The 21,310-nt window shown below is 47.4% G+C and carries 25 protein-coding genes and 1 pseudogene; 17 read left to right on the plus strand and 9 right to left on the minus strand.

From position 1 onward, the window contains the following. Positions 1 to 92 precede the first annotated feature (92 nt). Entirely contained in the window at positions 93 to 575 is a 483-nt protein-coding gene (locus NSQ37_RS09705; protein ID WP_012117110.1) for a MarR family transcriptional regulator, read from the minus strand. Between the two features lie 168 nt (positions 576 to 743). Here NSQ37_RS09705 and mprF point away from each other — a divergent pair, with 168 nt between their 5' ends. The 3 genes from mprF to NSQ37_RS09720 all read left to right on the plus strand — a co-directional run bounded on the left by mprF (position 744) and on the right by NSQ37_RS09720 (position 4,953). After that, on the plus strand, positions 744 to 3,314 hold the full coding sequence (gene mprF, locus NSQ37_RS09710) for a bifunctional lysylphosphatidylglycerol flippase/synthetase MprF (RefSeq protein WP_012117111.1): 2,571 nt from the start codon (positions 744 to 746) through the stop codon (positions 3,312 to 3,314). 93 nt (positions 3,315 to 3,407) lie between these two features. Further along, positions 3,408 to 4,292 (plus strand): PhzF family phenazine biosynthesis isomerase, encoded by an 885-nt coding sequence (locus NSQ37_RS09715; RefSeq protein WP_025284444.1) that lies wholly within the window; start codon positions 3,408 to 3,410, stop codon positions 4,290 to 4,292. Between the two features lie 76 nt (positions 4,293 to 4,368). Next, positions 4,369 to 4,953: a nitroreductase family protein gene (locus tag NSQ37_RS09720; protein WP_082999099.1), complete on the plus strand. Its 585-nt coding sequence runs from the start codon at positions 4,369 to 4,371 to the stop codon at positions 4,951 to 4,953. Positions 4,954 to 4,992: 39 nt separating this feature from the next. Here the strand turns inward: NSQ37_RS09720 and NSQ37_RS09725 are convergent, their stop codons facing one another. From NSQ37_RS09725 to NSQ37_RS09735, 3 genes are all read right to left on the minus strand, one after another. After that, entirely contained in the window at positions 4,993 to 5,184 is a 192-nt protein-coding gene (locus NSQ37_RS09725; RefSeq protein ID WP_003155508.1) for a YfhD family protein, read from the minus strand. 70 nt (positions 5,185 to 5,254) lie between these two features. Continuing rightward, the gene (locus NSQ37_RS09730) at positions 5,255 to 5,365 is read right to left on the minus strand and encodes a YfhE family protein (RefSeq protein WP_003155504.1); all 111 of its coding nucleotides are present in this window, start codon (positions 5,363 to 5,365) and stop codon (positions 5,255 to 5,257) included. 57 nt (positions 5,366 to 5,422) lie between these two features. After that, complete coding sequence (locus NSQ37_RS09735; RefSeq protein ID WP_025284445.1) at positions 5,423 to 6,322, minus strand: TIGR01777 family oxidoreductase; 900 nt, start codon at positions 6,320 to 6,322, stop codon at positions 5,423 to 5,425. A 91-nt stretch (positions 6,323 to 6,413) separates the two neighbouring features. On the opposite strand from NSQ37_RS09735, the gene recX reads away from it, so the two are divergent. From recX to NSQ37_RS09750, 3 genes are all read left to right on the plus strand, one after another. Further along, positions 6,414 to 7,205 (plus strand): recombination regulator RecX, encoded by a 792-nt coding sequence (recX, locus tag NSQ37_RS09740; RefSeq protein ID WP_015239427.1) that lies wholly within the window; start codon positions 6,414 to 6,416, stop codon positions 7,203 to 7,205. 6 nt (positions 7,206 to 7,211) lie between these two features. Then, a complete protein-coding gene (locus NSQ37_RS09745; protein ID WP_032867739.1) occupies positions 7,212 to 7,526 on the plus strand; it encodes a YfhH family protein in 315 nt (104 codons plus the stop codon). A 143-nt stretch (positions 7,527 to 7,669) separates the two neighbouring features. Next, positions 7,670 to 8,863, plus strand: a complete 1,194-nt coding sequence (locus NSQ37_RS09750; protein ID WP_025284446.1) for an MFS transporter — start codon at positions 7,670 to 7,672, stop codon at positions 8,861 to 8,863. Positions 8,864 to 8,902: 39 nt separating this feature from the next. Here NSQ37_RS09750 and NSQ37_RS09755 read toward each other — a convergent pair whose 3' ends face one another. The 3 genes from NSQ37_RS09755 to NSQ37_RS09765 all read right to left on the minus strand — a co-directional run bounded on the left by NSQ37_RS09755 (position 8,903) and on the right by NSQ37_RS09765 (position 10,466). Continuing rightward, positions 8,903 to 9,292 (minus strand): DUF2606 family protein, encoded by a 390-nt coding sequence (locus NSQ37_RS09755; protein WP_012117116.1) that lies wholly within the window; start codon positions 9,290 to 9,292, stop codon positions 8,903 to 8,905. After that, a complete protein-coding gene (locus tag NSQ37_RS09760; RefSeq protein WP_341123663.1) occupies positions 9,255 to 10,166 on the minus strand; it encodes a trypsin-like serine peptidase in 912 nt (303 codons plus the stop codon). Before NSQ37_RS09760 ends, NSQ37_RS09755 begins: the two co-directional genes overlap by 38 nt. A 147-nt stretch (positions 10,167 to 10,313) precedes the next feature. Continuing rightward, positions 10,314 to 10,466, minus strand: a complete 153-nt coding sequence (locus tag NSQ37_RS09765) for a small, acid-soluble spore protein K (RefSeq protein WP_003155495.1) — start codon at positions 10,464 to 10,466, stop codon at positions 10,314 to 10,316. Positions 10,467 to 10,589: 123 nt separating this feature from the next. Between NSQ37_RS09765 and NSQ37_RS09770 the strand changes: the two genes are divergently transcribed. The 6 genes from NSQ37_RS09770 (at position 10,590) to NSQ37_RS09795 (ending at position 16,601) form a co-directional block, all read left to right on the plus strand. Continuing rightward, the gene (locus tag NSQ37_RS09770; RefSeq protein WP_003155492.1) at positions 10,590 to 10,859 is read left to right on the plus strand and encodes a YfhJ family protein; all 270 of its coding nucleotides are present in this window, start codon (positions 10,590 to 10,592) and stop codon (positions 10,857 to 10,859) included. 128 nt (positions 10,860 to 10,987) lie between these two features. Continuing rightward, positions 10,988 to 11,515 (plus strand): SH3 domain-containing protein, encoded by a 528-nt coding sequence (locus NSQ37_RS09775; RefSeq protein WP_015417063.1) that lies wholly within the window; start codon positions 10,988 to 10,990, stop codon positions 11,513 to 11,515. Between the two features lie 85 nt (positions 11,516 to 11,600). After that, positions 11,601 to 11,936 carry an SdpI family protein gene (locus NSQ37_RS09780; protein WP_043020688.1) on the plus strand — a complete coding sequence of 112 codons (336 nt, stop codon included), beginning with the start codon at positions 11,601 to 11,603 and terminating at the stop codon, positions 11,934 to 11,936. Next, positions 11,929 to 12,789, plus strand: coding sequence for an alpha/beta fold hydrolase (locus tag NSQ37_RS09785; RefSeq protein WP_020955529.1), 861 nt, complete (start codon positions 11,929 to 11,931; stop codon positions 12,787 to 12,789). Before NSQ37_RS09780 ends, NSQ37_RS09785 begins: the two co-directional genes overlap by 8 nt. A 209-nt stretch (positions 12,790 to 12,998) precedes the next feature. Beyond that, a complete protein-coding gene (locus tag NSQ37_RS09790) occupies positions 12,999 to 13,979 on the plus strand; it encodes a glycosyltransferase family 2 protein (RefSeq protein WP_341123664.1) in 981 nt (326 codons plus the stop codon). 36 nt (positions 13,980 to 14,015) lie between these two features. Beyond that, the gene (locus tag NSQ37_RS09795) at positions 14,016 to 16,601 is read left to right on the plus strand and encodes a YfhO family protein (protein WP_069007034.1); all 2,586 of its coding nucleotides are present in this window, start codon (positions 14,016 to 14,018) and stop codon (positions 16,599 to 16,601) included. Here the strand turns inward: NSQ37_RS09795 and NSQ37_RS09800 are convergent. Then, entirely contained in the window at positions 16,598 to 17,581 is a 984-nt protein-coding gene (locus NSQ37_RS09800) for a metal-dependent hydrolase (protein WP_015239434.1), read from the minus strand. The genes NSQ37_RS09795 and NSQ37_RS09800 overlap by 4 nt on opposite strands. 225 nt (positions 17,582 to 17,806) lie before the next feature. Here NSQ37_RS09800 and mutY point away from each other — a divergent pair, with 225 nt between their 5' ends. Further along, a complete protein-coding gene (gene mutY / locus NSQ37_RS09805) occupies positions 17,807 to 18,904 on the plus strand; it encodes an A/G-specific adenine glycosylase (RefSeq protein WP_043020691.1) in 1,098 nt (365 codons plus the stop codon). 6 nt (positions 18,905 to 18,910) lie between these two features. Here the strand turns inward: mutY and NSQ37_RS09810 are convergent, their stop codons facing one another. Further along, positions 18,911 to 19,135, minus strand: coding sequence for a hypothetical protein (locus NSQ37_RS09810; protein ID WP_007408563.1), 225 nt, complete (start codon positions 19,133 to 19,135; stop codon positions 18,911 to 18,913). 81 nt (positions 19,136 to 19,216) lie between these two features. On the opposite strand from NSQ37_RS09810, the gene fabL reads away from it, so the two are divergent. The 4 genes and pseudogenes from fabL to ntdP all read left to right on the plus strand — a co-directional run bounded on the left by fabL (position 19,217) and on the right by ntdP (position 21,299). Next, entirely contained in the window at positions 19,217 to 19,969 is a 753-nt protein-coding gene (gene fabL, locus NSQ37_RS09815) for an enoyl-[acyl-carrier-protein] reductase FabL (RefSeq protein WP_032870733.1), read from the plus strand. A gap of 84 nt (positions 19,970 to 20,053) precedes the next feature. Then, a pseudogene (locus NSQ37_RS09820) lies at positions 20,054 to 20,206 on the plus strand (gamma-type small acid-soluble spore protein); the annotation flags it as partial. Positions 20,207 to 20,366: 160 nt separating this feature from the next. After that, entirely contained in the window at positions 20,367 to 20,633 is a 267-nt protein-coding gene (locus NSQ37_RS09825) for a YgaB family protein (RefSeq protein ID WP_003155476.1), read from the plus strand. A gap of 135 nt (positions 20,634 to 20,768) precedes the next feature. Beyond that, positions 20,769 to 21,299, plus strand: coding sequence for a nucleoside tri-diphosphate phosphatase (ntdP, locus tag NSQ37_RS09830; RefSeq protein WP_003155475.1), 531 nt, complete (start codon positions 20,769 to 20,771; stop codon positions 21,297 to 21,299). Positions 21,300 to 21,310: the final 11 nt, after the last annotated feature.

Consider the following 21,310-nt stretch of genomic DNA (forward strand, 5'->3'; position numbering starts at 1 on the left):
GTTTTTAATTCACTTCGAATATATTATTCACTTCAAGTGAATTAAATGTCAAACAAAAAAAGGCCGCCGATACCGGCAGGCCTTTTTCATCTCTATCCCTGTTTGGAAGAATCAAGCGCTCTTGCCAAAATGGCAAGCCCTTGATTGACCGTTTGTTTTTCTTCAGCGGTCAGTGTTTCCAATGAACGCTTCAATTTTACATGTCCTTTTTGATAAAGGCTGCGGAAAATATCTTTCGCGTTTTCCGTTAATTGAACGACGACTGAACGGCGGTCTTCTTCTGACGGAGCGCGTGTAATGAAACATGATTTTTCTAAACGGTCAAGCAGCCCCGTCGTATTTGAAAGGGAAGCGCCCATTTTCTCCGCTATGTCACTCACCTTAAGCGTCCCGTGGTTGTTCAGAAGCATCAGCACCTTCATTTGCGGCATGCTCATATCAAGCTTCATCCACTCCGACACATCGCCGAGCCCCGCCGATGTCATCACTTTCATGTACAGCACCCAAATATCCCGTTCCTCAGGAGAAAAAATATCGCCGCTTAATACTGTTGTATCATGCAGATTATAATCCATCGTCTCACTTCCTCATTTATACTCCTGCATACCATATTACTGATTTTAATCAGAGAAAGAAAGTTGCAGACGAGTTTTGTTTGAATGTGAGGTGGTAGTGTATAATATGTTGGAGATTATTGGGGGAATTATAATAAATAAGCTATTTTATGATGATTGGAGAGAACATTGCTGACTAAAAAGAATGCCTTATCGATATTAAAAGTATTATTTCCTATTGCAGTTTTGCTTTTAGTCATTTATCAGTCCAAAAAGGAATTGACAGACCTTTCTTTTAAACGAACGCTGTACATTATTAACGGGATTGAGCGTTACGATTTATTTATTCTCGTTCTGCTCGGCCTTCTTGCCGTCAGCGCAATGTCCTTTTATGACTTTGTGCTGAAACGGACGCTTCGCCTCAACATTCCGAATTGGAAAGTATTCAGGGTCTCTTTTATCGCCAATTCCTTTAACAATGTCCTTGGATTCGGCGGTCTGGCGGGTGTCGGGCTGCGGACGATGCTTTACAAAGAACATACGAATGACGTAAAACGCCTCGTCGCAGGCATCGCCTGGCTTACGTCCTCAGCGCTGCTCGGGCTGTCCGTCTTCAGTATCCTGACCATCGCCCGGGTTCTGCCGGTTGGAGAGATTACAGGTGAGAAACCGTGGCTGTGGGCTGTTATCGCCGGAGTGGCGCTTATTGTGCCGGCAGCCTTAATCGCCGCTGGGATCAACAATAAAAAAGCTGGCGCAGAAGACGGTGAAGCAAAACCGAGGCATCCGGTTTTTTCTTACATCGGGGCATCGTTTGCCGAATGGTTTGCGGCGGCCGTCGTCATGTATTATTCCCTGTATGTCATGGGGATTCACGCGGATGTCCGCCATGTATTCGGTGTATTTGCCATTGCCGCTATCGGGGGAATCATCAGTCTTGTGCCGGGAGGATTCGGTTCGTTTGACCTTCTGTTTCTGCTCGGCATGCAGAATATGGGCTTTCCGCAGGAGGCGGTTGTGACATCCATCGTCATCTACCGGATTGTGTATTCATTTATTCCGTTTGTGTTCGGGCTGTTCTTTGCGGCTGGCGATTTAACGGAAAATACGCTTAAACGGCTGGAATCAAATCCGAAGATGGCGCCTGCCGTGGAAACGACGAACGTGCTTCTCGTATTCCAGCGCGCTATCTTAATCAGGGTGCTTTACGGTTCGCTGTCGCTTTTGGTTTTCATGGCGGGAGTCGTCGTGCTGGCGTCCGTCGCCCTGCCGATTGACAGGGAGACGGTCATCCCGCATATTCCGCGCCCGGCGCTCCTTGCGTTTAACGCGTTATCGTTAAGCGCGGCTTTGATTCTTTTAATCTTGCCGATTGAATTATACAAACGGACGAAACGTTCTTATTCAATGGCGGTTGCCGCGCTGGTCGGCGGTTTTGTGTTCAGTTTCTTAAAAGGATTGAACATCAGCGCGATCTTTATTCTGCCTGTCGTCATCGTATTGCTTGTGCTGTTAAAGCGGCAGTTTATCAGAGAGCAGGCTTCGTATACGCTCGGCCAGATGATTTTTGCGGCCGCTCTGTTTATTATCGCCTTGTTTAACTACAATCTCATTGCCGGCTTTATTTGGGATAAAATGAATCGGCTGCTGCGCCACGATTATTTCGTCCATAACAATTCGCACATTACATATGCCACGATGACGGCCATTATTGTTGTGCCGCTGTTTTTCCTTTTGTTTACGTTCTTTTATCATAAAAGATCGAAGCCGATCGGAGAAGAGGCCGATCCTGAACGGCTGAAGTCCTTTTTGGCGGAAGAAGGCGGAAATGCGCTCAGCCATCTCGGCTTTCTCGGGGATAAGCGGTTTTATTTCTCAAGCGACGGCAAAGCGCTTTTATTGTTCAGCCAGATTTCCAGAAGGCTTGTCGTGCTCGGTGATCCGTCAGGACAGAGAGACTCTTTTCCGCTTGTGATTGAGGAATTTCTGAATGAAGCGCATAAGCAGGGGCTGAGTGTCATGTTTTATCAGATCGAACGTGAAGATCTGGCGCTGTACCATGACTTCGGCTATAACTTCTTCAAGCTTGGAGAAGAAGCGTTCGTGGATATGGAGGCCTTTACGCTCTCAGGTAAGAAAAAAGCGGGGCTGCGGGCGATTAACAACAAATTTGACCGCGAAGGCTACACATTTCATGTCGGGGAACCGCCGTTTTCCTCCGAGTTTATCGCCAAGCTGAAAGACATTTCGGACGAATGGCTCGGACCGAAAAAAGAGAAAGGTTTTTCTCTCGGTTTCTTCGACCGGGATTATTTGGAACAGGCGCCGATTGCTTACGTGAAAGACGCGGAAGGGGAGATCATCGCTTTTGCCAACCTGATGCCGATGTATCAGGAAGGCGAGATATCCGTCGACTTGATGCGTTATCGGAAAAGCGCGCCGAACGGTATTATGGACGCGCTTTTCATCCGTCTGTTTCTCTGGGCGCAGGAAAAAGGCTATACTACCTTCAATATGGGCATGGCGCCTTTGTCAAACGTAGGAACGGCTTTTACTTCTTTCTGGTCGGAAAGAATCGCGGCCGTCATCTTCAACAACGTCCGGTATATGTACAGCTTCAGCGGGCTGCGGGCCTTTAAAGAAAAATACAAACCGGAGTGGCGCGGGAAATACTTGGCGTACCGCAAAAACAGATCGCTGTCCGTCACGATGATCCTCGTCACCCGCCTGATCGGAAAAACCAAAAAAAGACGCCGTTAAAAGGCGTCTTTTTTTTGAATAATTGACTAAAAATTCTAATTTCACTCTGTTATACTGAATAACATGATCATAAGGTGAAAGGATGGCTGATGAATGAAACAGGCAACCGTGTTTAAATATGAAGCGTTTTCCGATATTCCGGATTTGGGAAATCCCGCGGGAATCGTCTTTAACGGAGATGATTATTCAGATGAAGAGATGCAGATGATCGCCGAAATGGCAGGGTACAATGAAACCTCATTTCTCTGTAAAAGCGGAGAAGCCGATCTGCGCATCCGCTATTTTACACCCGGCCACGAAATGAATTTATGCGGACATGCTACCGTCGCCTCTCTTTACGCATTAATTGAAAAGGGAAGGCTTCAGGCTGATCAGACATATCAAATTGAAACAAAAGCCGGCATTCTTCCCGCAAAAGCCGCTGAACGAAACGGCCGGGTATACATCACACTCGAACAGGCTCCCCCGCAATTTCTGCCGTTTACGGGTGACAAAGAAAAGCTTGCCGCCTCGCTCGGGATTACGGCTGAGGATTTTCACAGCGGGCTGCCGATTGTTTACGGATCAACGGGGATCTGGACACTGATTGTTCCGCTGAGATCACTTAAAGCATCACGGAATATGGTGCCGGACAACGCACAATTTCCCGCTATTTTGCGCGATCTTCCGAAAGCGAGCGTTCATCCGTTTTCTCTGGAAACCGTCCATCCGGAAAGTGATCTGCACGGACGCCATTTTTCTTCCCCTTTCTCCGGAACGACCGAAGATCCCGTCACGGGAACCGCTTCAGGCGTCATGGCAGCCTATATGCGGCAATACGGAGGCTCCGAAGCCGAATGCCTCACGATTGAACAAGGCCAGGAAATCGGGAAAGACGGAAAAGTGGAAATCAGGATCACGGAGGAAAACGGAGAGATGAACATCAAGATGACGGGAACGGCCGTGTATGCCGAAACAATCAATTTTCAGCTTCCGTAACGGTTTACAAAAGCCGGTCGTATCCGTTATATTATAAATGATAATCATTTTCATTTGGATAGGAAGGTGAATCGGCATGCCGAAAACCGAACAATTACAGCAAAACGAAAGTCTTGCACATACAATCAGAAACAGAAGATCCATCCGGTCGTTTAAACCGGAAACCGTACCTTCTGAAGTCATATTAGATATGCTTGAAACGGCCGTTTACGCACCGAACCACAGACTGACGGAGCCATGGCGTTTTATCTACGCAGCAAGCGAAGCGGGAAAAGCAAAGCTTGCGGACAGCTACGTCTCATTTTTCAAAAAGATAAAAGATGATTTCAACGAGGAAAAAGAGCGGAACATGAGAAAAAACCTCAGCGCCGTTCCGGGATTTTTGCTGGTCGTCTTAAAAGAAGATGAAAATGAATTTACGAGAAACGATGATTTTGCGGCGCTGAGCGGCATGATTCAAAACCTTCAGCTCCTCGCACATGAAAACGGCATCGGCATGGTCTGGAAAAGCGGCCGCATTATGTATGACAAACAGGTGCATCAAGACTTCGGCCTTGCTGACAATGAGCGCTTTGCCGCCATCATTCAAACGGGCTATCCGGATGAACAGCCTAAGGCGAAAGAACGGACGCCGGCAAAAAACCTGTTTACCGAACTGTAAAAAAAATCCCCGTCTCTATACAGAGGCGGGGATTTCGTATTAGCGGGTTTTGCTTTTAGCTCTGTTGTCAGCGGCTTTCATCCGCGCCTGCGCTTCACGGTCAGCGGAGTCAGCAAGCTCGCTTGAATATTCCTCATATGTGCCGTCTGTTTCGCGTTTCAAAGCATCCGGAACTTGAGGAAGTTTTTGTTTGTTTTTATCACGGTTTTTGTGAGTATGATTTCTGCCCATATCAATCGCCCCCTGAAAAAAGTGATATCAAACAAACATAGTATCTGCCCAATCCCGATCTTTATTCAGTTTATTTCCGTTTGGCTGCTCTTTCCGCTTTTTTGAATTCACCGGAATAAAGGACTTCCTGCATTTTTTTCAGATTGGCTCCCTGCTGATGTTTTTCGCGCTTCTTTTCCATAAAAGAAGACCCTCCTTCAAAACAGAATACCAATAGGATTGGCTTTTATTTCCGTTTTTATGCAGATAAGAGATCCTTTAAAGCGGAATCAAGTTCTTCATACGTAAATTGAAAACCGGATGTCAGCGCCTGCTTAGGCAGGGCGCGCTGGCCTTTTACGATCAACAGGCTCATTTCTCCCAAGGCCTTCTCCAGAAAAAGTTCCGGTACGGGAATCCAATGGGGGCGGTGCAGGACGCCTGCGATCGTCTTTCCGAATTGCTTCATTTCCACGGGGTTCGGCGATGTCACATTCATGGGACCGGACAAGTCATCATGCTCCGCCGCAAAAGCGATGAGTTCCGCGGCGTCATCCACATGAACCCATGACAGCCACTGCCGTCCAGAGCCGATGGTGCCGCCGGCTAACAGCTTATAAGGGAGAACCATGAGCGGCAGGGCGCCTTTTTCACCGAGCATCACCCCGAATCTGGCATATACCGTCCGGATGCCGAGCGCTTCAATTTTCTGGCCTTCACGTTCCCACATATGAGCCGTATGACTGAGAAAATCTTCATTTGACGTATCTGACTGTTCGGTGAACGTTTTTTCTGTGCTTGTGCCGTAAATGCCGACGGCGCTGGCCTGAATCAAAGCCCGGGGTTTTTTCGGCTGCTGCTTCATAATCCGTCTGACTTCTCTCGTCGCTTCTATTCTGCTTGAGATGATTTGTTCCTTCGTTGTGTCCGTCCAGCGGTCAAAGATGGATTTGCCGGCGAGGTTCACCCATACATCAATAGGGGGAAGCTCGCGCTCAGGCGCCGCGTTTTCGGCCAGCCATTGAACATATGTCACATTTTTTTGTTCGGTTTCTCTCTGTTTTCTTGATAAAATATAGACATGATGTCCCCGGCGGGTAAACACACCTGTCAGATGCCGGCCCAGAAAACCAGTGCCGCCTGTCATCGCGATATTCATATCCATCTCTCCTTACACGTTGATACATATACTGTACCTCATTTGCCAAAAAGAAAAACGCCTGAACATCGGGGCGGGAAAGGAGACCGGGATGCCCTTTATTACAAAAATATCGACCCAAAAGAAAAATACCGAGCGCTTCAACATCTTTCTTGATGAGAAATATGCATTCAGCGTCGACGCCGACGTGCTTGTGCGTTTTGACCTGAAAAAAGGGAAAGAACTGGACGAGCTTGACATTCTTGAAATCCAGTACGGCGATGACGTGAAAAAAGCCTTTAACCGCGCCGTAGAATTTTTATCATACCGGATGCGCTCTGAAAAAGAAGTCCGGGATCATCTGAAGAAAAAAGAAACACCGGACATGGTCATTTCTGAAGTCATCCATAAACTGTACGATTACAGCTACTTAAATGACAAAGAATTTGCCGAAGCCTATGCGAGCACCCACAAAAAAACAAACGGCAAAGGCCCTGACGTCCTGTTCCGCGAGCTGAAAGCGAAAGGAATAGACGACGATACCATCAAGGAGACGCTCAGTGCGTTTACATTTGATGAGCAGATACAAGAAGCGCTGAAACATATCGGCAAAATCCTGAAAAAAGACAAAAAGCTGTCCACAAAAGAGATCAGACAGCGGGCGCAGATGCAGCTTCAGCGAAAAGGTTTCCCTTTCGACGTCATCAATGCCGCTCTGGAGCAGACGGAGTATGAAAATGATGATGAAGCCGAGATGGAAGCTCTGAAGGCTCATGCGGAAAAAGCGATCAGGAAATACCGTTATGACGGCAGTTATGAAAGCGGAATGAAGGTTAAACAGTACTTATTCAGAAAAGGATTCTCGATTGACGATATTGATCAATTCTTGCAGGAAGAGGAGTAAACTGAAATGGACAAACGATACAGTCAAATGACGTCTCATGAACTACAGACAGAAATTGCGGGACTGACGGAAAAAGCGCGAAAAGCGGAACAGATGGGCATTGTAAATGAACTGGCCGTGCTTGAACGGAAAATTACGATGGCCAAAGCTTACATGCTGAACCCGGAAGACTTTCGGCCCGGCGGGGTGTATCAGATAGAAGGTTCTGATGACACTTTCCGCATTGATTACATCAACGGCGTATTCGCCTGGGGACACAGATCTTCCCCGTCTGACGGGGAAGAAGCACTGCCGATTTCCGTTTTAAAAGAAAAAAAATAACAAAAGAGGCCGGTTCCGGCCTCTTTTTCTTTTCGGGCACATTCGTTTCATACTTTCAGTAAAAAATGATTGAATTCATTTTTGATATCTTTTAAGATGGAATTCGTTGTTTTTTAATAAAAAGGAGGCGATTTGCGTTGAATATCAAAATGAAACAGCCATCAGTGAAATTAATGATTTTTGTTTTAATGATTTGCACATTTTCCATCGGGTATACGGAATATGCTGTCATGGGTATTCTGACGTCGATTGCCGATGACTTTCATATACATGTATCTTCAGCGGGCATGCTTGTTACGGCGTACGCGGCAAGCGTCTGCCTGACGGGCCCGATCGTAACCATTATCGCGGTTAAGCTGCCGAGAAAGCCGGTGCTGCTAGGGTTGATGGGCATCTTCGTCCTTGCCAACCTGATGAGCGTCTTTGCGCCAAACTTCGCCGTGCTGGCGATTTCCAGAATTTTATCCGCATCCATCCACGGAGCTTTTTTTGCGATCGCCATGGTGTTTGCGAGTGAAATGGTGCCGCCTGAAAAACGTTCCGCCGCCGCGGCTTCCATGAACGGCGGATTAACCGTGGCGCTGATGCTCGGTGTCCCGTTCGGCTCTTATTTAGGGGATGCCCTTAACTGGCGGGCCGTCTTTTTCATTATTTCCGTTTTAGGCATGATCGGGCTGATCGGACTGATGCTGGTCGTACCGAACCGGAAACCGAAAGTGATTCCGATGCTGATGAATGAATGGAGTGTCTTTAAGCATAAGCAAGTGATTTTTTCCTTTGCGATCACCATTCTCGGCTACTCAGGCGTATTTATCGCTTACACGTTTATTGAGCCGATTTTAAGAGATTCAGCGGGGTTCGGCACAGTCGGCATCACAGGCGCATTATTTGCCTACGGTCTCGGCGGAGTGGCGGGGAATTTCTTCGCGGGGAAAGTGCCGCTCAAACTGCTGACACGCACGATGATCGGTGTGATGATCGGCTTGATCGGCGTCTTGGCGATTTTCCCTTATATCGCTGTTTTTCCCGCCGCCGCCGTTTCAGCGACATTTTTATTCGGCGCATGTGCGTTCGGCACGCCGCCGCTTTTGCAGACCAAGGTTATTTCTTCCTCTGAAAACGGCACGACAATCGCCGCTGCGGTGAGCGTTTCCGCCTTTAACCTGGCAAACGCGCTCGGCGCCTGGATCGGCGGATTGATTCTCGGGGGAACGGGATCTTACTCATGGCTGTTTGCCGGCGGTGCGCTGATGACGGCTCTCGGCCTTGTGCTTTCCACGTTCGCTCATCTGTCTGAGAAGAAAGATGTTTATGAATACCAAGTGCATAAAGGATAACAAAAAGCTTGCAGGGGATATTCCGCCTGCAAGCTTTTTTCATTGTTTCAATGTAATGCTGATCACCGTATGTTTATCACTCTCGGCTAAGGAAATATTCCGGGTTTCCGGTACTCCGTCTTTTTCAAAAACGACGGCATAGGTTCCTTTCGCGCCGCTTTTCCATGCAATCTCGCCGTGGTGATCAGTCTTGCCTATTATCTCTCCGCGGTCTATATTCGGCTGATGATCTGACTCCGCCGCTTTCATCACGGTGACCGTCACACCGGCCGCCGGTGAACCGTCTGCATCCTCAACATGGAGCGTAACGGGCAATGCTTTTTTGGCGGCGGAATCATCCGCTTTGCCGCATCCGCATAAAACGGCCGCCGCGAGAAAGAAAACAAAAGCTTTATTGATTTGACCAATATTGAATGTTGTCGAATACACTGTTTGTCACCCTTGTTCCCAGATTGTAAGACGACCCGCCGTTTGTATGAATGGCAATGGCGGTCTGGCCGGTGTCGCTGTAATTGCGGTAAACGGGCGATCCGCTCTGGCAGCCGAACGTATCTGTCGTGTAAGTGAGTTTATATGTCTCGGCAGAACGAATCGGCTTGCTGTCCGACCACATGGAACCGGACACTTTGTCGCACGGATATCCTGTCACGGTTGAGGAAAGCCCGGCCGGACTGGAACTGTTGGTCGTCCGGTAGCCGTACCAGCCGACGGTATTCCCGGGCGACCCGTTTACTTTGATTGCGCCGTAGTCGTAGTTTGTGTCACCGTTTTCTGTCCACCCTTTGACACTGTAGAATGTCTTGCCTGAATAAGAGCCGTACGGGTACGATGATCCGTTGCGGCCTGGAGCTGCCGTAATTTTCGATGCCCAGCCGTTTTTCTGGTCATACACGCAATGTCCCGCCGTAACGATCGTGTCGGCATTGACAAAAAAACCGGTGCATCCGTAGGTGCTTGTGCTGCCGCTGTATGTAACGGTCAGCTGTGCTGTCGCTCGATATGGAAATGATGTTGTAGGAGAAATTCTGATTCGTTCGTCTGTCCCAATAATACTGGAAGGCTTTAATGACTTGATGTCAGCTTTGCTGTTTTGTGCAAGCTGTCTTTTGGTGAGGCCCGTTCCTTCATAAGCGGGGGATGTCTGTGTTGTTTGTACAGGCTGATTCTGATGTGCGTCAAACTTCTCACCGCTGTTTGATACAGATGTCTGCGGGCTGCCCGCTGCTTCAGCTGAAACAGCAAATAATGAAACTGACAGTAAGAATGCGGTAAGGCTCAGAAATCGTTTTGAAACTGTCTTCATTTTATAAAACCCCTCCTTTTTTGTCTACCGGCTTTCGTTTTAACATTTAACATATTATGGAATTTATTTAGCGTTATGACCGCAAAAGGATGTTTTTTTCCGCAAAAAAAAAGACCGGGTCATTCCCGGTCTCTTACGGTGTGTGTGTTATCGCCTGCCTGAAGCTCTCATGCGTTCTTGCGGGTGCGAATTAATTGAACCGTCCGCCCGTTTAGAAGCGTAGTCATCCTTTGCCCGCGGTTCGCCTTCAAACTTATTATTGTTCTGATTAGGAAATCCTTTTGCCTTGTTCCGGACCATTTGTTTTCCCCCTCGGCCAATATCAAAAGGTTGCGCCTTCTGGACTGAAGACGTAAAGTTAGTATATGCCTGTGACAAGCTGCGTAAAAGCAGCAGGTTTTCCCAAGGAAAGGAGACAGAGACATGAATACATATATCGACAAACTGACGAATTTGCTGCTTGAGAAAAATGACATGCTCAGCTATTTGCAAGCGCGAACTTGGGTTGAGCTTTTATGGGGAGATTTCGAAGCGACTTATGCAAAAGCCGGCCGCCCGTATCAAGGAGAGCAAATGACGGAACGCGTCGTCAAGGAATGGATCGAATCATACGGCAGCAAGCTCCATATGTTCCAGAGCGTTCGGGAAGACGTTTCTCATTATTTGGATCAAAGCAGGGGTCTCCTGCATTAACATAGCAGTGCACCCGCCGGATATCGTCCGGCGGTTTTTTTTTATAAAAGAAATAGAAAAATCATGTTTGGCGACCGGCGGAATGTGGAAATGTGTAATAACTTATAAAATAGCGGGGAGGAACCACAATGAACATGAAAAAGGGGTTAACCGCATTTATTCCGGCCGCAGGACTTTGCTTATTTTTAGCCGCAGGCACCGTTTTTTTCGATCCGGCAGCGAATGCCGCAGCAGTTCACCAGACAAAAATAGACACCGCAGCAGATACATATATCGTGAAAGCAGGAGAACTTAACGTCCGCAAAGAACCAAATAAACAAGGGTCGATTATCGGCACGCTTCGTTCAGAGGATTCCGTAAAGGTTAAACGGCTTCAAGGAGCAGATTGGGCTGAGATTGACTACAAAGGGCACAAAGCCTATATCTCCACACATTTTCTGATGAAGCAGCCGGTGAAGGCGGTGACGGCGAAACAAACCGCTTTTTATACGCCGACTTTGGAAACCGGCAAAAAAGGGTCCGTTAAAGCGGGTGAAACCGTCAATGTGCTCGGCTGGGGGTTCAGCCATGACGGAGGATTTGACCGTAAATGGGCGTACGTCACATACGGCGGGAAAGCAGGTTATGTGAAAACGGCCGACTTAACTCAAAAATAAAGATTCAGGCAGGCGAATGAGCCTGCTTTTTTTCTGAAACCTTCCGTCTTTCCTTTCGTAAAAGATGAAAAGGAGAGTGACGGATATGATAATGGTAATCGGCGGCCTTCTGATGGCTGCGGCCGGCATTTCAGTCACATTTTTTCCGCCGAAGTCGATCAACAGTCTGTACGGATATCGGACGAAGCGCTCTATGGCGGATGAGTCGCAGTGGAAAGAAGGCAATCGATTCAGTGCGCTCCTCATGATTTTGTTCGGCCTTATATCGGCGGCAGCTGGATTTGCGGGCAGCCTGCTTATCCGGCTGACTCAGCCGTTCGCCCTGATCGTTCAGGCCGTATTATTGATTGCGATCAGCGTACTGATCATCGTCTTAACAGAAAGAAGATTGAAACAAAAGGGGAGGAGAATCGATGAATGACATTACGTTTCACATGATCGAAACAAACGGAGTGACGCTGCACACGGCTTCAGCCGGTCCGAAAGACGGTCCTTTGGCGGTGCTGCTGCACGGGTTTCCGGAATTCTGGTACGGCTGGAAAAGCCAGATCAAACCGCTGGCGGATGCCGGATACCATGTTGTCGTGCCTGATCAGCGCGGCTATAATCTCAGTGACAAACCGGAGGGCATTGAAAACTATACCATTGATACGCTCAGAGACGACATTATCGGGCTGATCACTCATTTTACAGATGACAAAGCCGTCGTCATCGGACACGATTGGGGAGGAGCCGTGGCCTGGCATTTGGCATCCACGCGGCCGCAATACGTTGAAAAATTGATCACGGTCAATATCCCGCACCCGGCGGTTATGCGGAAGGTCACACCGTTCTACCCGCCGCAGTGGAAGAAAAGCTCTTATATCGCGTTCTTTCAGCTTCCGGAAAAGCCGGAACGGAGATTGTCTGAAGACAATTACCGCGTATTGGATCACGCGATCGGCTTATCCGAACGCCCGGCGCTTTTTTCACGGGAAGATGTCGACAGCTACAAAGAAGCTTGGGGCAGAAAAGGAGCGCTCACGGCGATGCTGAACTGGTACCGGGCGATCAGAGCCGGCGGTTTAGGCCCTGCCGTTCCGCTTAAAATGCCCGTTCCGTACCGATTAATATGGGGCGTCAATGACCGAGCGCTGAGCAAAAAGCTCGCCAAAGAAACAAAACGGATGATTCCAAACGGCGACTTAATCTTCATAGATGATGCCTCACATTGGGTCATTCACGAAAAACCGCGCATCGTCAGCCATTTGATTCATGAATACCTTCAGCAATAAAGTCTGTCCCGCGTACAGACTTTTTCTTTTTTTTCTCATATCTGCCGAAAAACATGACAAAATATAAACCATATGCAGAAAAAATTTTCTTTCCCTGTAACAAAAAAAGGGTTTAAACGTCATTAAAAAAAGGAAAAGCCTTACTGAAGTTTTGCGGACAATTCCTTAAGGCAGTCCTAAAAAAAGAATAATACAAAGAAGGTGCCTTCATGAAACAAAGGTTAATCTCAATTATTATTCCGTCTTACAATGAAGGGAACAACGTCAAGCTCATCCATGAATCTTTAAAAAAAGAGTTTCAGACGATTCATTATGACTATGAAATTTTCTACATCAATGACGGAAGCGCGGATGACACCCTTCAGCAGATTAAAGAACTGGCCGCCAGAAACCATCGCGTCAAATACATATCTTTTTCCCGCAACTTCGGGAAAGAAGCGGCCATTTTGGCAGGATTTGAACACGTGCAGGGCGAAGCGGTAATCGTGATGGACGCCGATCTGCAGCATCCGACCCATCTGCTGAAAGACTTCATTCAAGGCTATGAAGAAGGGTATGACCAAGTCATCGCGCAGCGCAACCGAAAAGGGGACAGCCCCGTGCGTTCCGTGCTTTCTTCCCTGTATTATAAATTTATCAACAAAGCCGTCGAAGTGGACCTGCGTGACGGGGTCGGAGATTTCCGCCTGCTGAGCCGGCAGGCCGTTGATGCCCTTTTGGAGCTGAGTGAAGGGAACCGTTTCTCGAAAGGGCTGTTCTGCTGGATCGGGTTTGACCAGAAAATCGTATTTTATGAAAATGTCGAAAGGAAGAACGGCACGTCCAAATGGTCATTCAGCAATTTGTTCAACTACGGAATGGACGGTGTCGTCTCCTTCAACAACAAGCCCCTTAGGGTATGCTTTTTCACCGGTATTCTGATATTGCTTTTGTCGATGGTGTATATTGTAACGACCTTTGTTCATATTCTGACACACGGCGTGTCCGTACCCGGATACTTCACCATTATTTCCGCCGTGCTGTTTTTAGGGGGCATCCAGCTTTTGAGTCTCGGCATCATCGGAGAATACATCGGCCGGATTTACTATGAAACAAAAAAACGCCCGCACTATTTAATTAAAGAAGCGAATATAACATACGGAGAACAAAATGAATCGAATTATACAAAAAAGCGCAAGTGGAACCATTAAACAGCCGCCGCTGTGCGCAGGGTCTGGGGACGTTGTATGAAAAAAAATAAATGGATCTTGCCGGCAGCCTGTGTGCTGGCTGCGGCAGCCGCTCATATTTTTTTCTTAAAAGAGTGGTCGGCAGGCCGCTATATGACGGGGTCTGGAGACGGGATCGCCCAAATGGCGGTCTTCAAAAAGCTGCTGTTTGATCAATATATGAACGGCAGGCTGTTTTACAGCTATTCGTTCGGACTGGGCGGGGGCGTGTACAGTCAGCTCGGCTATTATTTCTCTACTTCTTTTCTATTCCTGTTTATCTCCGCCGCTGTCCGCTTTTTGCAGCTTATTCAGCTGACGGGTGAGGCTGATGCGCTGTTTTGGGCGCAGGCCTCCGTTTTTATCAGCATTGCCAAGCAGAGTTTTATCATATTCACGGCGGCGTGTGTGTTCCGTTATTTCGTCAAACGGACGGTGCCTGCTTTTGCCGGCGCCGTGTTGTACGGGGTCTCGATTATTTACTTCCGGCATGAGGTATATTGGGACTTTTTCACTGACAGTATGGTGTGGCTGCCGTTGCTTGTGTTGGGCGCGGAAAAAATCATCCGGGAAAAAAAGCCGGCGTGGTTTATCTTCGCCTGTGCGCTGACATTGATCAACAACTTTTATTTTGCGTATATTAATCTGATTTTCATCGGCATTTATATCTTATTCAGGTGGGTGATCCCCCTTGAAGGCAATGAGGCGAAAAAGCTCACTCAATGCAGGATATTTATTCTGTCGGGCCTTCTCGGGTTCGGCATAAGCGCAGTTTCCTTTATTCCTGTCGTATACGGATACCTTCATAATCTGCGGCCGCCGTATTCAGAGCATATTGCATGGCTTGATTTTTCCGACAACATTTTATTTTCAAGCCGGATTATTATCCTGCCGGCGGCTTTTTTGCTTTTTCTATTTACATTTACTTTATACAAAAACCGCTTGTTCCGGCTGTTTGCGGGAATCAGTCTGCTGTATATTCTGTTTCACTTCAGTCCGTTCGCGGCAAGTGCCTTTAACGGTTTTTCAGCTCCGCAGAACAGGTTTGAATACGTCCTGTGCTTCACGATTGCCGGAACGGTTTCAGCCGGGCTTTCTAAGCTTTCAGACATCAGCATGAAGAGTATGCTGATGTCCGCCGTACTCGTCGTTCTGCTCTATTGGAGCCAGGTGAGGCGGTACAGTCTGGATATTTCTGATCACGCCAACCTGCCCGTCATCCTTCTTCTGGTGCTGAGCATAGCCGCTTTCTTTGCAGCAAAGACAAGACTGAAAGGCGCGGTGCCCGCCGTCTATGCCGTCATTTTGCTTACGGCTGTGCTTACGGCTAATACATATGAAAAATATGCTTTATCAGAAGGCGGGAAGATTTATACGGTATCGCATACCTTTATGACGGGTGCTGACTATAAAGGCAAAGAACAATCAGAGCTCATTCAGCGTCTGAAAGAAAAAGACCCTGATCCGTTTGCCCGTTTAGATTGGATGAACGGTGTTTTCAATAACACCCCGATCATATACGGATTCAACGGATTCAGCGTATACTCAAGCATACTGAACCGCAATCTGCTGTCCTTTTACTGGAACGACCTCCGGATTGACATGGGCAGAGAAAGCGTCAGCCGTTATGCCACATTAGGAAACAGGGCTAATTTATACAGCCTGCTTTACGGAAAATATTATATGACGGAAAAAACAAACGAGGCCGGCGTGCCGTACGGGTTCAAAAAAATCATGGAATCAACCCATTATGCGGTTTATCAAAATCAATATATGCTTCCGTTCGTACGGACAGCCGATCGCGTATATAACGAGGGCGGCCTGAAAAAAGCGCCCGCCCTTGCCAGGGAACGGGCAATGCTTGACGGGATCGTCACGGAATCAAGCACAACCAACACGAAAAAAGCGCCTGAGGCGAATAATATGATCCGCCATGCAGAGGTAGCGGCCGAACATGGCGATTATCATAACGGCATCCTGACGGTAAACGAAGACGGCGGCGGCCTGATCATTACGCCGCAAGCCGCTAAGATGGACGGCGGCGATTATTACGTCAGCTTTTATTTGAAGAATAAAGCGAAGGACCAGGGCTTTACATTAAAAGTGAACGATTACACGACAACGAGAAAATCGAATCAATCCATTTACAAAACAGGTATCAACGATCTTACTGTCAGAGTGCCGAAAACAAAAAACATCCAAATCCGTCTGCCGAAAGGATCTTATCAGCTTGACGGACTGGCGCTTTATGAAGAACGGTACGATACGCTGAAAAGCGCATACCGAAAAGCGGAAAAAGAACCGCGGGCCGATCTCAGCTGGCGCGGAAATACGCTTCATATCTCGTATGATAACAAAACCCGCGCGCCGTATATCATGCTTCCGATTCCATATGAAAAAGGCTGGGAGCTGAAGATAAACGGCAGAAAAGAGCAGATTGAAAAAGCGGATTATTCCTTTATCGGATTTAAAGCGCAAAAAGGAAAAAACGATATTCAATTAACGTATTTCCCGCCGTTTTTTAAACCCGCGGCCGCTCTATCGGTGATCAGCCTCGTGTTTGCGGTTATATATGTGAGAAGACAAAAAAAGCCCGGCTCTTAAACAGAGCCGAGCTTTAATTTTTTCTGCAATTTTTCCTCGCTGAAAATCCAGCCCGTGTAAGAAGAGAGAAGCTCTAAATCATGACTGAGGTGGACGATGGCGACAAAAGGATAGTGGCCTTTGCTCCGGTAGCGTAAATCAATAAAACGCACCTCATAATGATCTTTAAAGGTATCGACCTCCCACCTGTAAACGGGGGAAAATGAAAGAAAGGCTGCAATATTTTCGTCCTGTTTTGCGGCCTTCATCACATCGGTTTCCGGAACGGGCACGCGGTTGAATGTATCCAATATCACGACATGGCCGTCAAGGCTTCTGCCGACATAAAAGGCATGCGCCGTCGTCACGGCGATACGCCACTGCCTGAATTTCATCGTCGGCGAAATAATGATGGTTTCAATCTCCTCTTCAATCATTTCGCGCAGCCTTCGCTTTATCCGCAGCTGCATCAAAAACCGGACGGCGTAATATCCTGCGAGGATGATATAAAGCATCAGAAATGTCACGCCCGGATGACCTCCGATATACCACATGGCAATCGCGGCCAAATGGCTGACGAAAATAAACGGATCAAAGGTATTGATTAAACCGAGAGCGATCCATTTTCTCGAAAACGGGCGGATGGCCTGCGTGCCGTACGCGTTAAAAATGTCAACAAACACATGCAAAACGACAGCGAGAAGCGTCCACAGCCACAAGTGCAAAAAGTTCGCTTCCGGATAAAACATAAACAAAATACCCGGAATCAGAACGGACCAAAATAAAACGGCGGGAATGGAGTGCGTGAACCCTCTATGATTTCGAATATAAACGGCATTATTTTTCAGCTTCAATATGGTATCAATATCAGGTGCCTGAGAGCCGGCAAGAGCGGCGATCATAACTGCCTGAGACATGGGGGTGTGCATGCCGACGGCAGGATCAAGAGTTGCGATTCCGCCAAGCGCGATACCCATGACAACGTGAGTGCCAGTATCCATTGTTGACCTCCTAGCAGGCGTTAACAATCAGTCGCCCGCATATTTCGCATTATAAGATATTCCCCATTTTCTGTTTGCCCAATCATGGCGTTTATCCGCCGTTCTCATATGTTTCCGCTTTTTCTTTATCACTATTTAATGTAACATATTATCGTAACGTGCCCTAAGTTTACACCAAAATAAGGTGTCAAGAAAAGCGGAACCCGAAACATCTGAGGAGAAGATATGAACGCACTTGAAGAAAAAATGAAACAAAAAGATATAGACAAATTTCGCGAGGACTTAATTACATGGTTCGAAAGAGAACAGAGAATTCTGCCGTGGAGAGAAAATCAGGACCCATATCGGGTGTGGGTATCAGAGGTGATGCTGCAGCAGACGCGCGTAGAAACCGTTATCCCTTATTTCCGGCGGTTTGTTGAGCAATTTCCGACCGTTTCGGCGCTCGCTGAAGCCGATGAGGAAAAAGTGCTCAAAGCCTGGGAAGGGCTAGGTTATTACTCCCGTGTAAGAAATCTGCAAAGCGCCGTAAAAGAAGTGCATGAGCGGTACGGGGGAGTCGTCCCTGCCGAGGAAAAGGAATTTGGCGGACTGAAAGGCGTCGGCCCTTATACAAAAGGCGCCGTGCTCAGCATCGCATACAACAAACCGATTCCCGCCGTAGACGGCAATGTGATGCGTGTCATGTCGAGAATTCTTTCCATATGGGACGATATCGCAAAACCTAAAACCAGAACCATTTTCGAACAGGCGGTATCCGCTTTCATTTCTCATGAAAAACCATCTGAATTCAATCAGGGTTTAATGGAGCTCGGCGCGATCATCTGCACCCCGAAATCGCCGTCCTGCCTGCTTTGCCCCGTACAAAAGCACTGTTCGGCATTTGCGGAAGGGACAGAGCGGGAGCTGCCCGTTAAAAGCAAAAAGAAAAAGCCCGGAATAAAAACAATGGCAGCCGTTGTGCTGACAGACGATCAAGGCGATGTCTATATTCATAAACGGCCGCCAAAAGGCTTGCTCGCCAACTTGTGGGAGTTTCCGAATACCGAAACCCAGAAAGGAATCAAAACCGAAAGAGAGCAGCTTGAAGCCTATTTAGAAAAAGAGATGGGAACAACCGCTGAAATCGGGGAGCTGGAAGGCATCGTAGAACATGTTTTCACCCATCTCGTATGGAATATTTCGGTCTTTTTCGGTAAAGTAAAACAAGTGTCGGATACAACGGAATTCATACGGGTCACAAAAGAGGAGCTCGAGGAATACGCATTTCCCGTTTCTCATCAAAAGATATGGAAAATGGCGGAAGAAAACGGCCGCCTGTAAAAAGCGTCAGTCATAGCTGACGCGAGTGCCGTGGCCGTAATCCGCTTCATTCCGTTTCAGTCCGCCGCGGGCTTCGATTTCCTGAATCAGTTCCCGGTATTTGGACTGGCCTTCTTCGTTTAAATACGGCATAATTTGCTGGAAGGCATGATGGAAATAGGCGAGCTCTGAATCTCTCCAATCTTTTTTGGGCATCATGGCCAATTCGCCCATATCACGTCCGACATACATATAAAAGACCCCTTTCAACACATATTGCTTTTATTGTTTGTTGAATGAAAAGAACTATACACAGCAAGGAGCTGAGGAAAAATGGAACAAAATAAATGCGCACTGATCACGGGAAGCAGCCGCGGCGTCGGGAAAGCAGCCGCCATCAGACTCGCGGAAAAAGGATACAACATCGTCATCAATTACGCCCGCAGTAAAAAAGCGGCATTAGAAACCGCCGAAGAAATTGAAAAACTCGGCGTTAAAACGCTCGTCATTAAAGCCAATGTCGGCCAGCCGGCAAAAATCAAAGACATGTTCCGCCAGATTGACGAAACATTCGGCAGACTGGACGTGTTCGTCAATAATGCGGCTTCAGGCGTGCTGAGACCGGTCATGGAACTCGAAGAAACACACTGGGACTGGACGATGAATATCAATGCGAAAGCATTGCTTTTCTGCGCCCAGGAAGCGGCAAAGATGATGGAGAAAAACGGAGGCGGCCACATCGTCAGCATCAGCTCGCTCGGCAGCATCCGCTATCTTGAAAACTATACGACGGTCGGAGTCTCAAAAGCCGCTTTAGAATCGTTAACCCGTTATCTGGCGGTTGAGCTGTCTTCGAAAAATATCATCGTAAACGCGGTGTCAGGCGGAGCGATTGATACGGACGCGCTGAAGCATTTCCCTAACAGAGATGAACTGCTGGAAGATGCCCGCCAAAATACGCCGGCCGGCAGAATGGTCGAAATTAAAGATATGATCGATACGGTGGAGTTTTTAGTTTCTTCAAAAGCGGACATGATCCGCGGCCAGACCATTATTATTGACGGCGGGCGTTCTCTGCTCGTATAAGTTTTAAAAAAAGATGAATAGCCTTATCGTCTCCTGCGCATTCTAAAGTGCGTGGAGGTGATAACAATGGCAAACTCAAAATTCAGCAAAACAGACGTTCAGCAGGTGAAAAAACAAAACCAGCAATCAGCTTCCGGTCAGGGTCAATTCGGCACTGAATTCGGCAGTGAAACTGATGTGCAGCAGGTAAGAAAGCAAAACCAATCTGCTGAACAAAACAAACAACAAAACAGCTAATCACTGAAACGAAAAAGCACTTCATCTTCGGATGGAAGTGCTTTTTTTTGTTGGCAAAACGACAAAACTTGTGATTCCTCTACAGAATGAGTCAAAGGGTTTTCCGGCGGAAAATCGAAATGGTAAGGAGTATCAACCTAAAAGCCTAAGGAGGAACCCGATGTCAGAGTTTGAAAAGCTTGTAAGTGAACAGATGAAAATCATGGATCAGCTTCTCGAGCTGCAGTCAGAACTTGACCGCTGCCGCCAGGTGGAAGCGGAACTCATCAGTCTGGAAAGAGATGCAAAGCTGGACAATGTACAGGACGAAATTGCGACAAAGCGAAAAGATCTGGCCGGCATACAGGAGTTATTCCAAAGGCAGACAGAGCAAGTCATCCAGTCTTATCGCAGCACGGAAAAGCCGTCTTCCTATGTGCAGAAATGAATGTGCCATTCCGGAAGCGGAGTGGTTCTTTTATTTTCATTTTTTAATTCGTAACGTTATAATAGTGAAAAGACTTGTCGGAAAGCAATTGCGGCTGCATTGACTGCAGGGCTTTACAGAAAGTAGGGGAGAAATATGGGATATCCCAAGGAAGGAGAAACCATTCAAATTCACAGCTATAAGCATAACGGGCTGCTTCATCGAATTTGGAATGAAACGACGATTTTAAAAAGTACGGAATTGTGTATCATCGGAGCCAACGACCGGACAATGGTGACGGAATCCGACGGACGGACGTGGGTGACGAGAGAACCGGCGATCTGCTACTTTCATGCCCGTCAGTGGTTTAACGTCATCGGAATGCTGAGAGATGACGGGGTACACTATTATTGCAACATCAGCTCGCCGTTCGCTTATGACGGAGAGGCCATCAAATATATTGATTACGATTTGGATGTCAAGGTGTTTCCGGATATGACGTATAACATTCTTGACGAGGATGAATACGATGACCACCGCAAATCAATGAATTACCCTAAAGAGATCGACAGCATTCTGAAGGAGTATCTGAATACGCTGCTGCACTGGATTCATCAGCGGAAAGGACCGTTTGCTCCGGAATTTGTTGATATGTGGTATGAACGGTATCTGCGATATACAAAATAAAGAATACAATA

It is taken from the genome of Bacillus sp. FSL P4-0334, from assembly GCF_038004825.1.
In the GTDB taxonomy this organism is placed as follows: Bacteria; Bacillota; Bacilli; order Bacillales; family Bacillaceae; genus Bacillus; species Bacillus velezensis.

Bases quoted from the DNA above. Each gene is read 5' to 3' on its own strand.
- NSQ37_RS09825 (WP_003155476.1), top strand. From the start codon at position 20,367: ATGTCAGAGTTTGAAAAGCTTGTAAGTGAACAGATGAAAATCATGGAT.
- NSQ37_RS09780 (WP_043020688.1), top strand. From the start codon at position 11,601: ATGATAATGGTAATCGGCGGCCTTCTGATGGCTGCGGCCGGCATTTCA.
- ntdP (WP_003155475.1), top strand. From the start codon at position 20,769: ATGGGATATCCCAAGGAAGGAGAAACCATTCAAATTCACAGCTATAAG.
- NSQ37_RS09715 (WP_025284444.1), top strand. From the start codon at position 3,408: ATGAAACAGGCAACCGTGTTTAAATATGAAGCGTTTTCCGATATTCCG.
- NSQ37_RS09730 (WP_003155504.1), bottom strand. From the start codon at position 5,365: ATGGAAAAGAAGCGCGAAAAACATCAGCAGGGAGCCAATCTGAAAAAA.
- fabL (WP_032870733.1), top strand. From the start codon at position 19,217: ATGGAACAAAATAAATGCGCACTGATCACGGGAAGCAGCCGCGGCGTC.
- NSQ37_RS09790 (WP_341123664.1), top strand. From the start codon at position 12,999: ATGAAACAAAGGTTAATCTCAATTATTATTCCGTCTTACAATGAAGGG.
- NSQ37_RS09720 (WP_082999099.1), top strand. From the start codon at position 4,369: ATGCCGAAAACCGAACAATTACAGCAAAACGAAAGTCTTGCACATACA.
- NSQ37_RS09810 (WP_007408563.1), bottom strand. From the start codon at position 19,135: ATGTATGTCGGACGTGATATGGGCGAATTGGCCATGATGCCCAAAAAA.
- recX (WP_015239427.1), top strand. From the start codon at position 6,414: ATGCCCTTTATTACAAAAATATCGACCCAAAAGAAAAATACCGAGCGC.
- NSQ37_RS09705 (WP_012117110.1), bottom strand. From the start codon at position 575: ATGGATTATAATCTGCATGATACAACAGTATTAAGCGGCGATATTTTT.
- NSQ37_RS09760 (WP_341123663.1), bottom strand. From the start codon at position 10,166: ATGAAGACAGTTTCAAAACGATTTCTGAGCCTTACCGCATTCTTACTG.
- NSQ37_RS09735 (WP_025284445.1), bottom strand. From the start codon at position 6,322: ATGAATATCGCGATGACAGGCGGCACTGGTTTTCTGGGCCGGCATCTG.
- mutY (WP_043020691.1), top strand. From the start codon at position 17,807: ATGAACGCACTTGAAGAAAAAATGAAACAAAAAGATATAGACAAATTT.
- NSQ37_RS09745 (WP_032867739.1), top strand. From the start codon at position 7,212: ATGGACAAACGATACAGTCAAATGACGTCTCATGAACTACAGACAGAA.
- NSQ37_RS09765 (WP_003155495.1), bottom strand. From the start codon at position 10,466: ATGGTCCGGAACAAGGCAAAAGGATTTCCTAATCAGAACAATAATAAG.
- NSQ37_RS09770 (WP_003155492.1), top strand. From the start codon at position 10,590: ATGAATACATATATCGACAAACTGACGAATTTGCTGCTTGAGAAAAAT.
- NSQ37_RS09800 (WP_015239434.1), bottom strand. From the start codon at position 17,581: ATGGATACTGGCACTCACGTTGTCATGGGTATCGCGCTTGGCGGAATC.
- NSQ37_RS09795 (WP_069007034.1), top strand. From the start codon at position 14,016: ATGAAAAAAAATAAATGGATCTTGCCGGCAGCCTGTGTGCTGGCTGCG.
- NSQ37_RS09775 (WP_015417063.1), top strand. From the start codon at position 10,988: ATGAACATGAAAAAGGGGTTAACCGCATTTATTCCGGCCGCAGGACTT.
- NSQ37_RS09785 (WP_020955529.1), top strand. From the start codon at position 11,929: ATGAATGACATTACGTTTCACATGATCGAAACAAACGGAGTGACGCTG.
- NSQ37_RS09725 (WP_003155508.1), bottom strand. From the start codon at position 5,184: ATGGGCAGAAATCATACTCACAAAAACCGTGATAAAAACAAACAAAAA.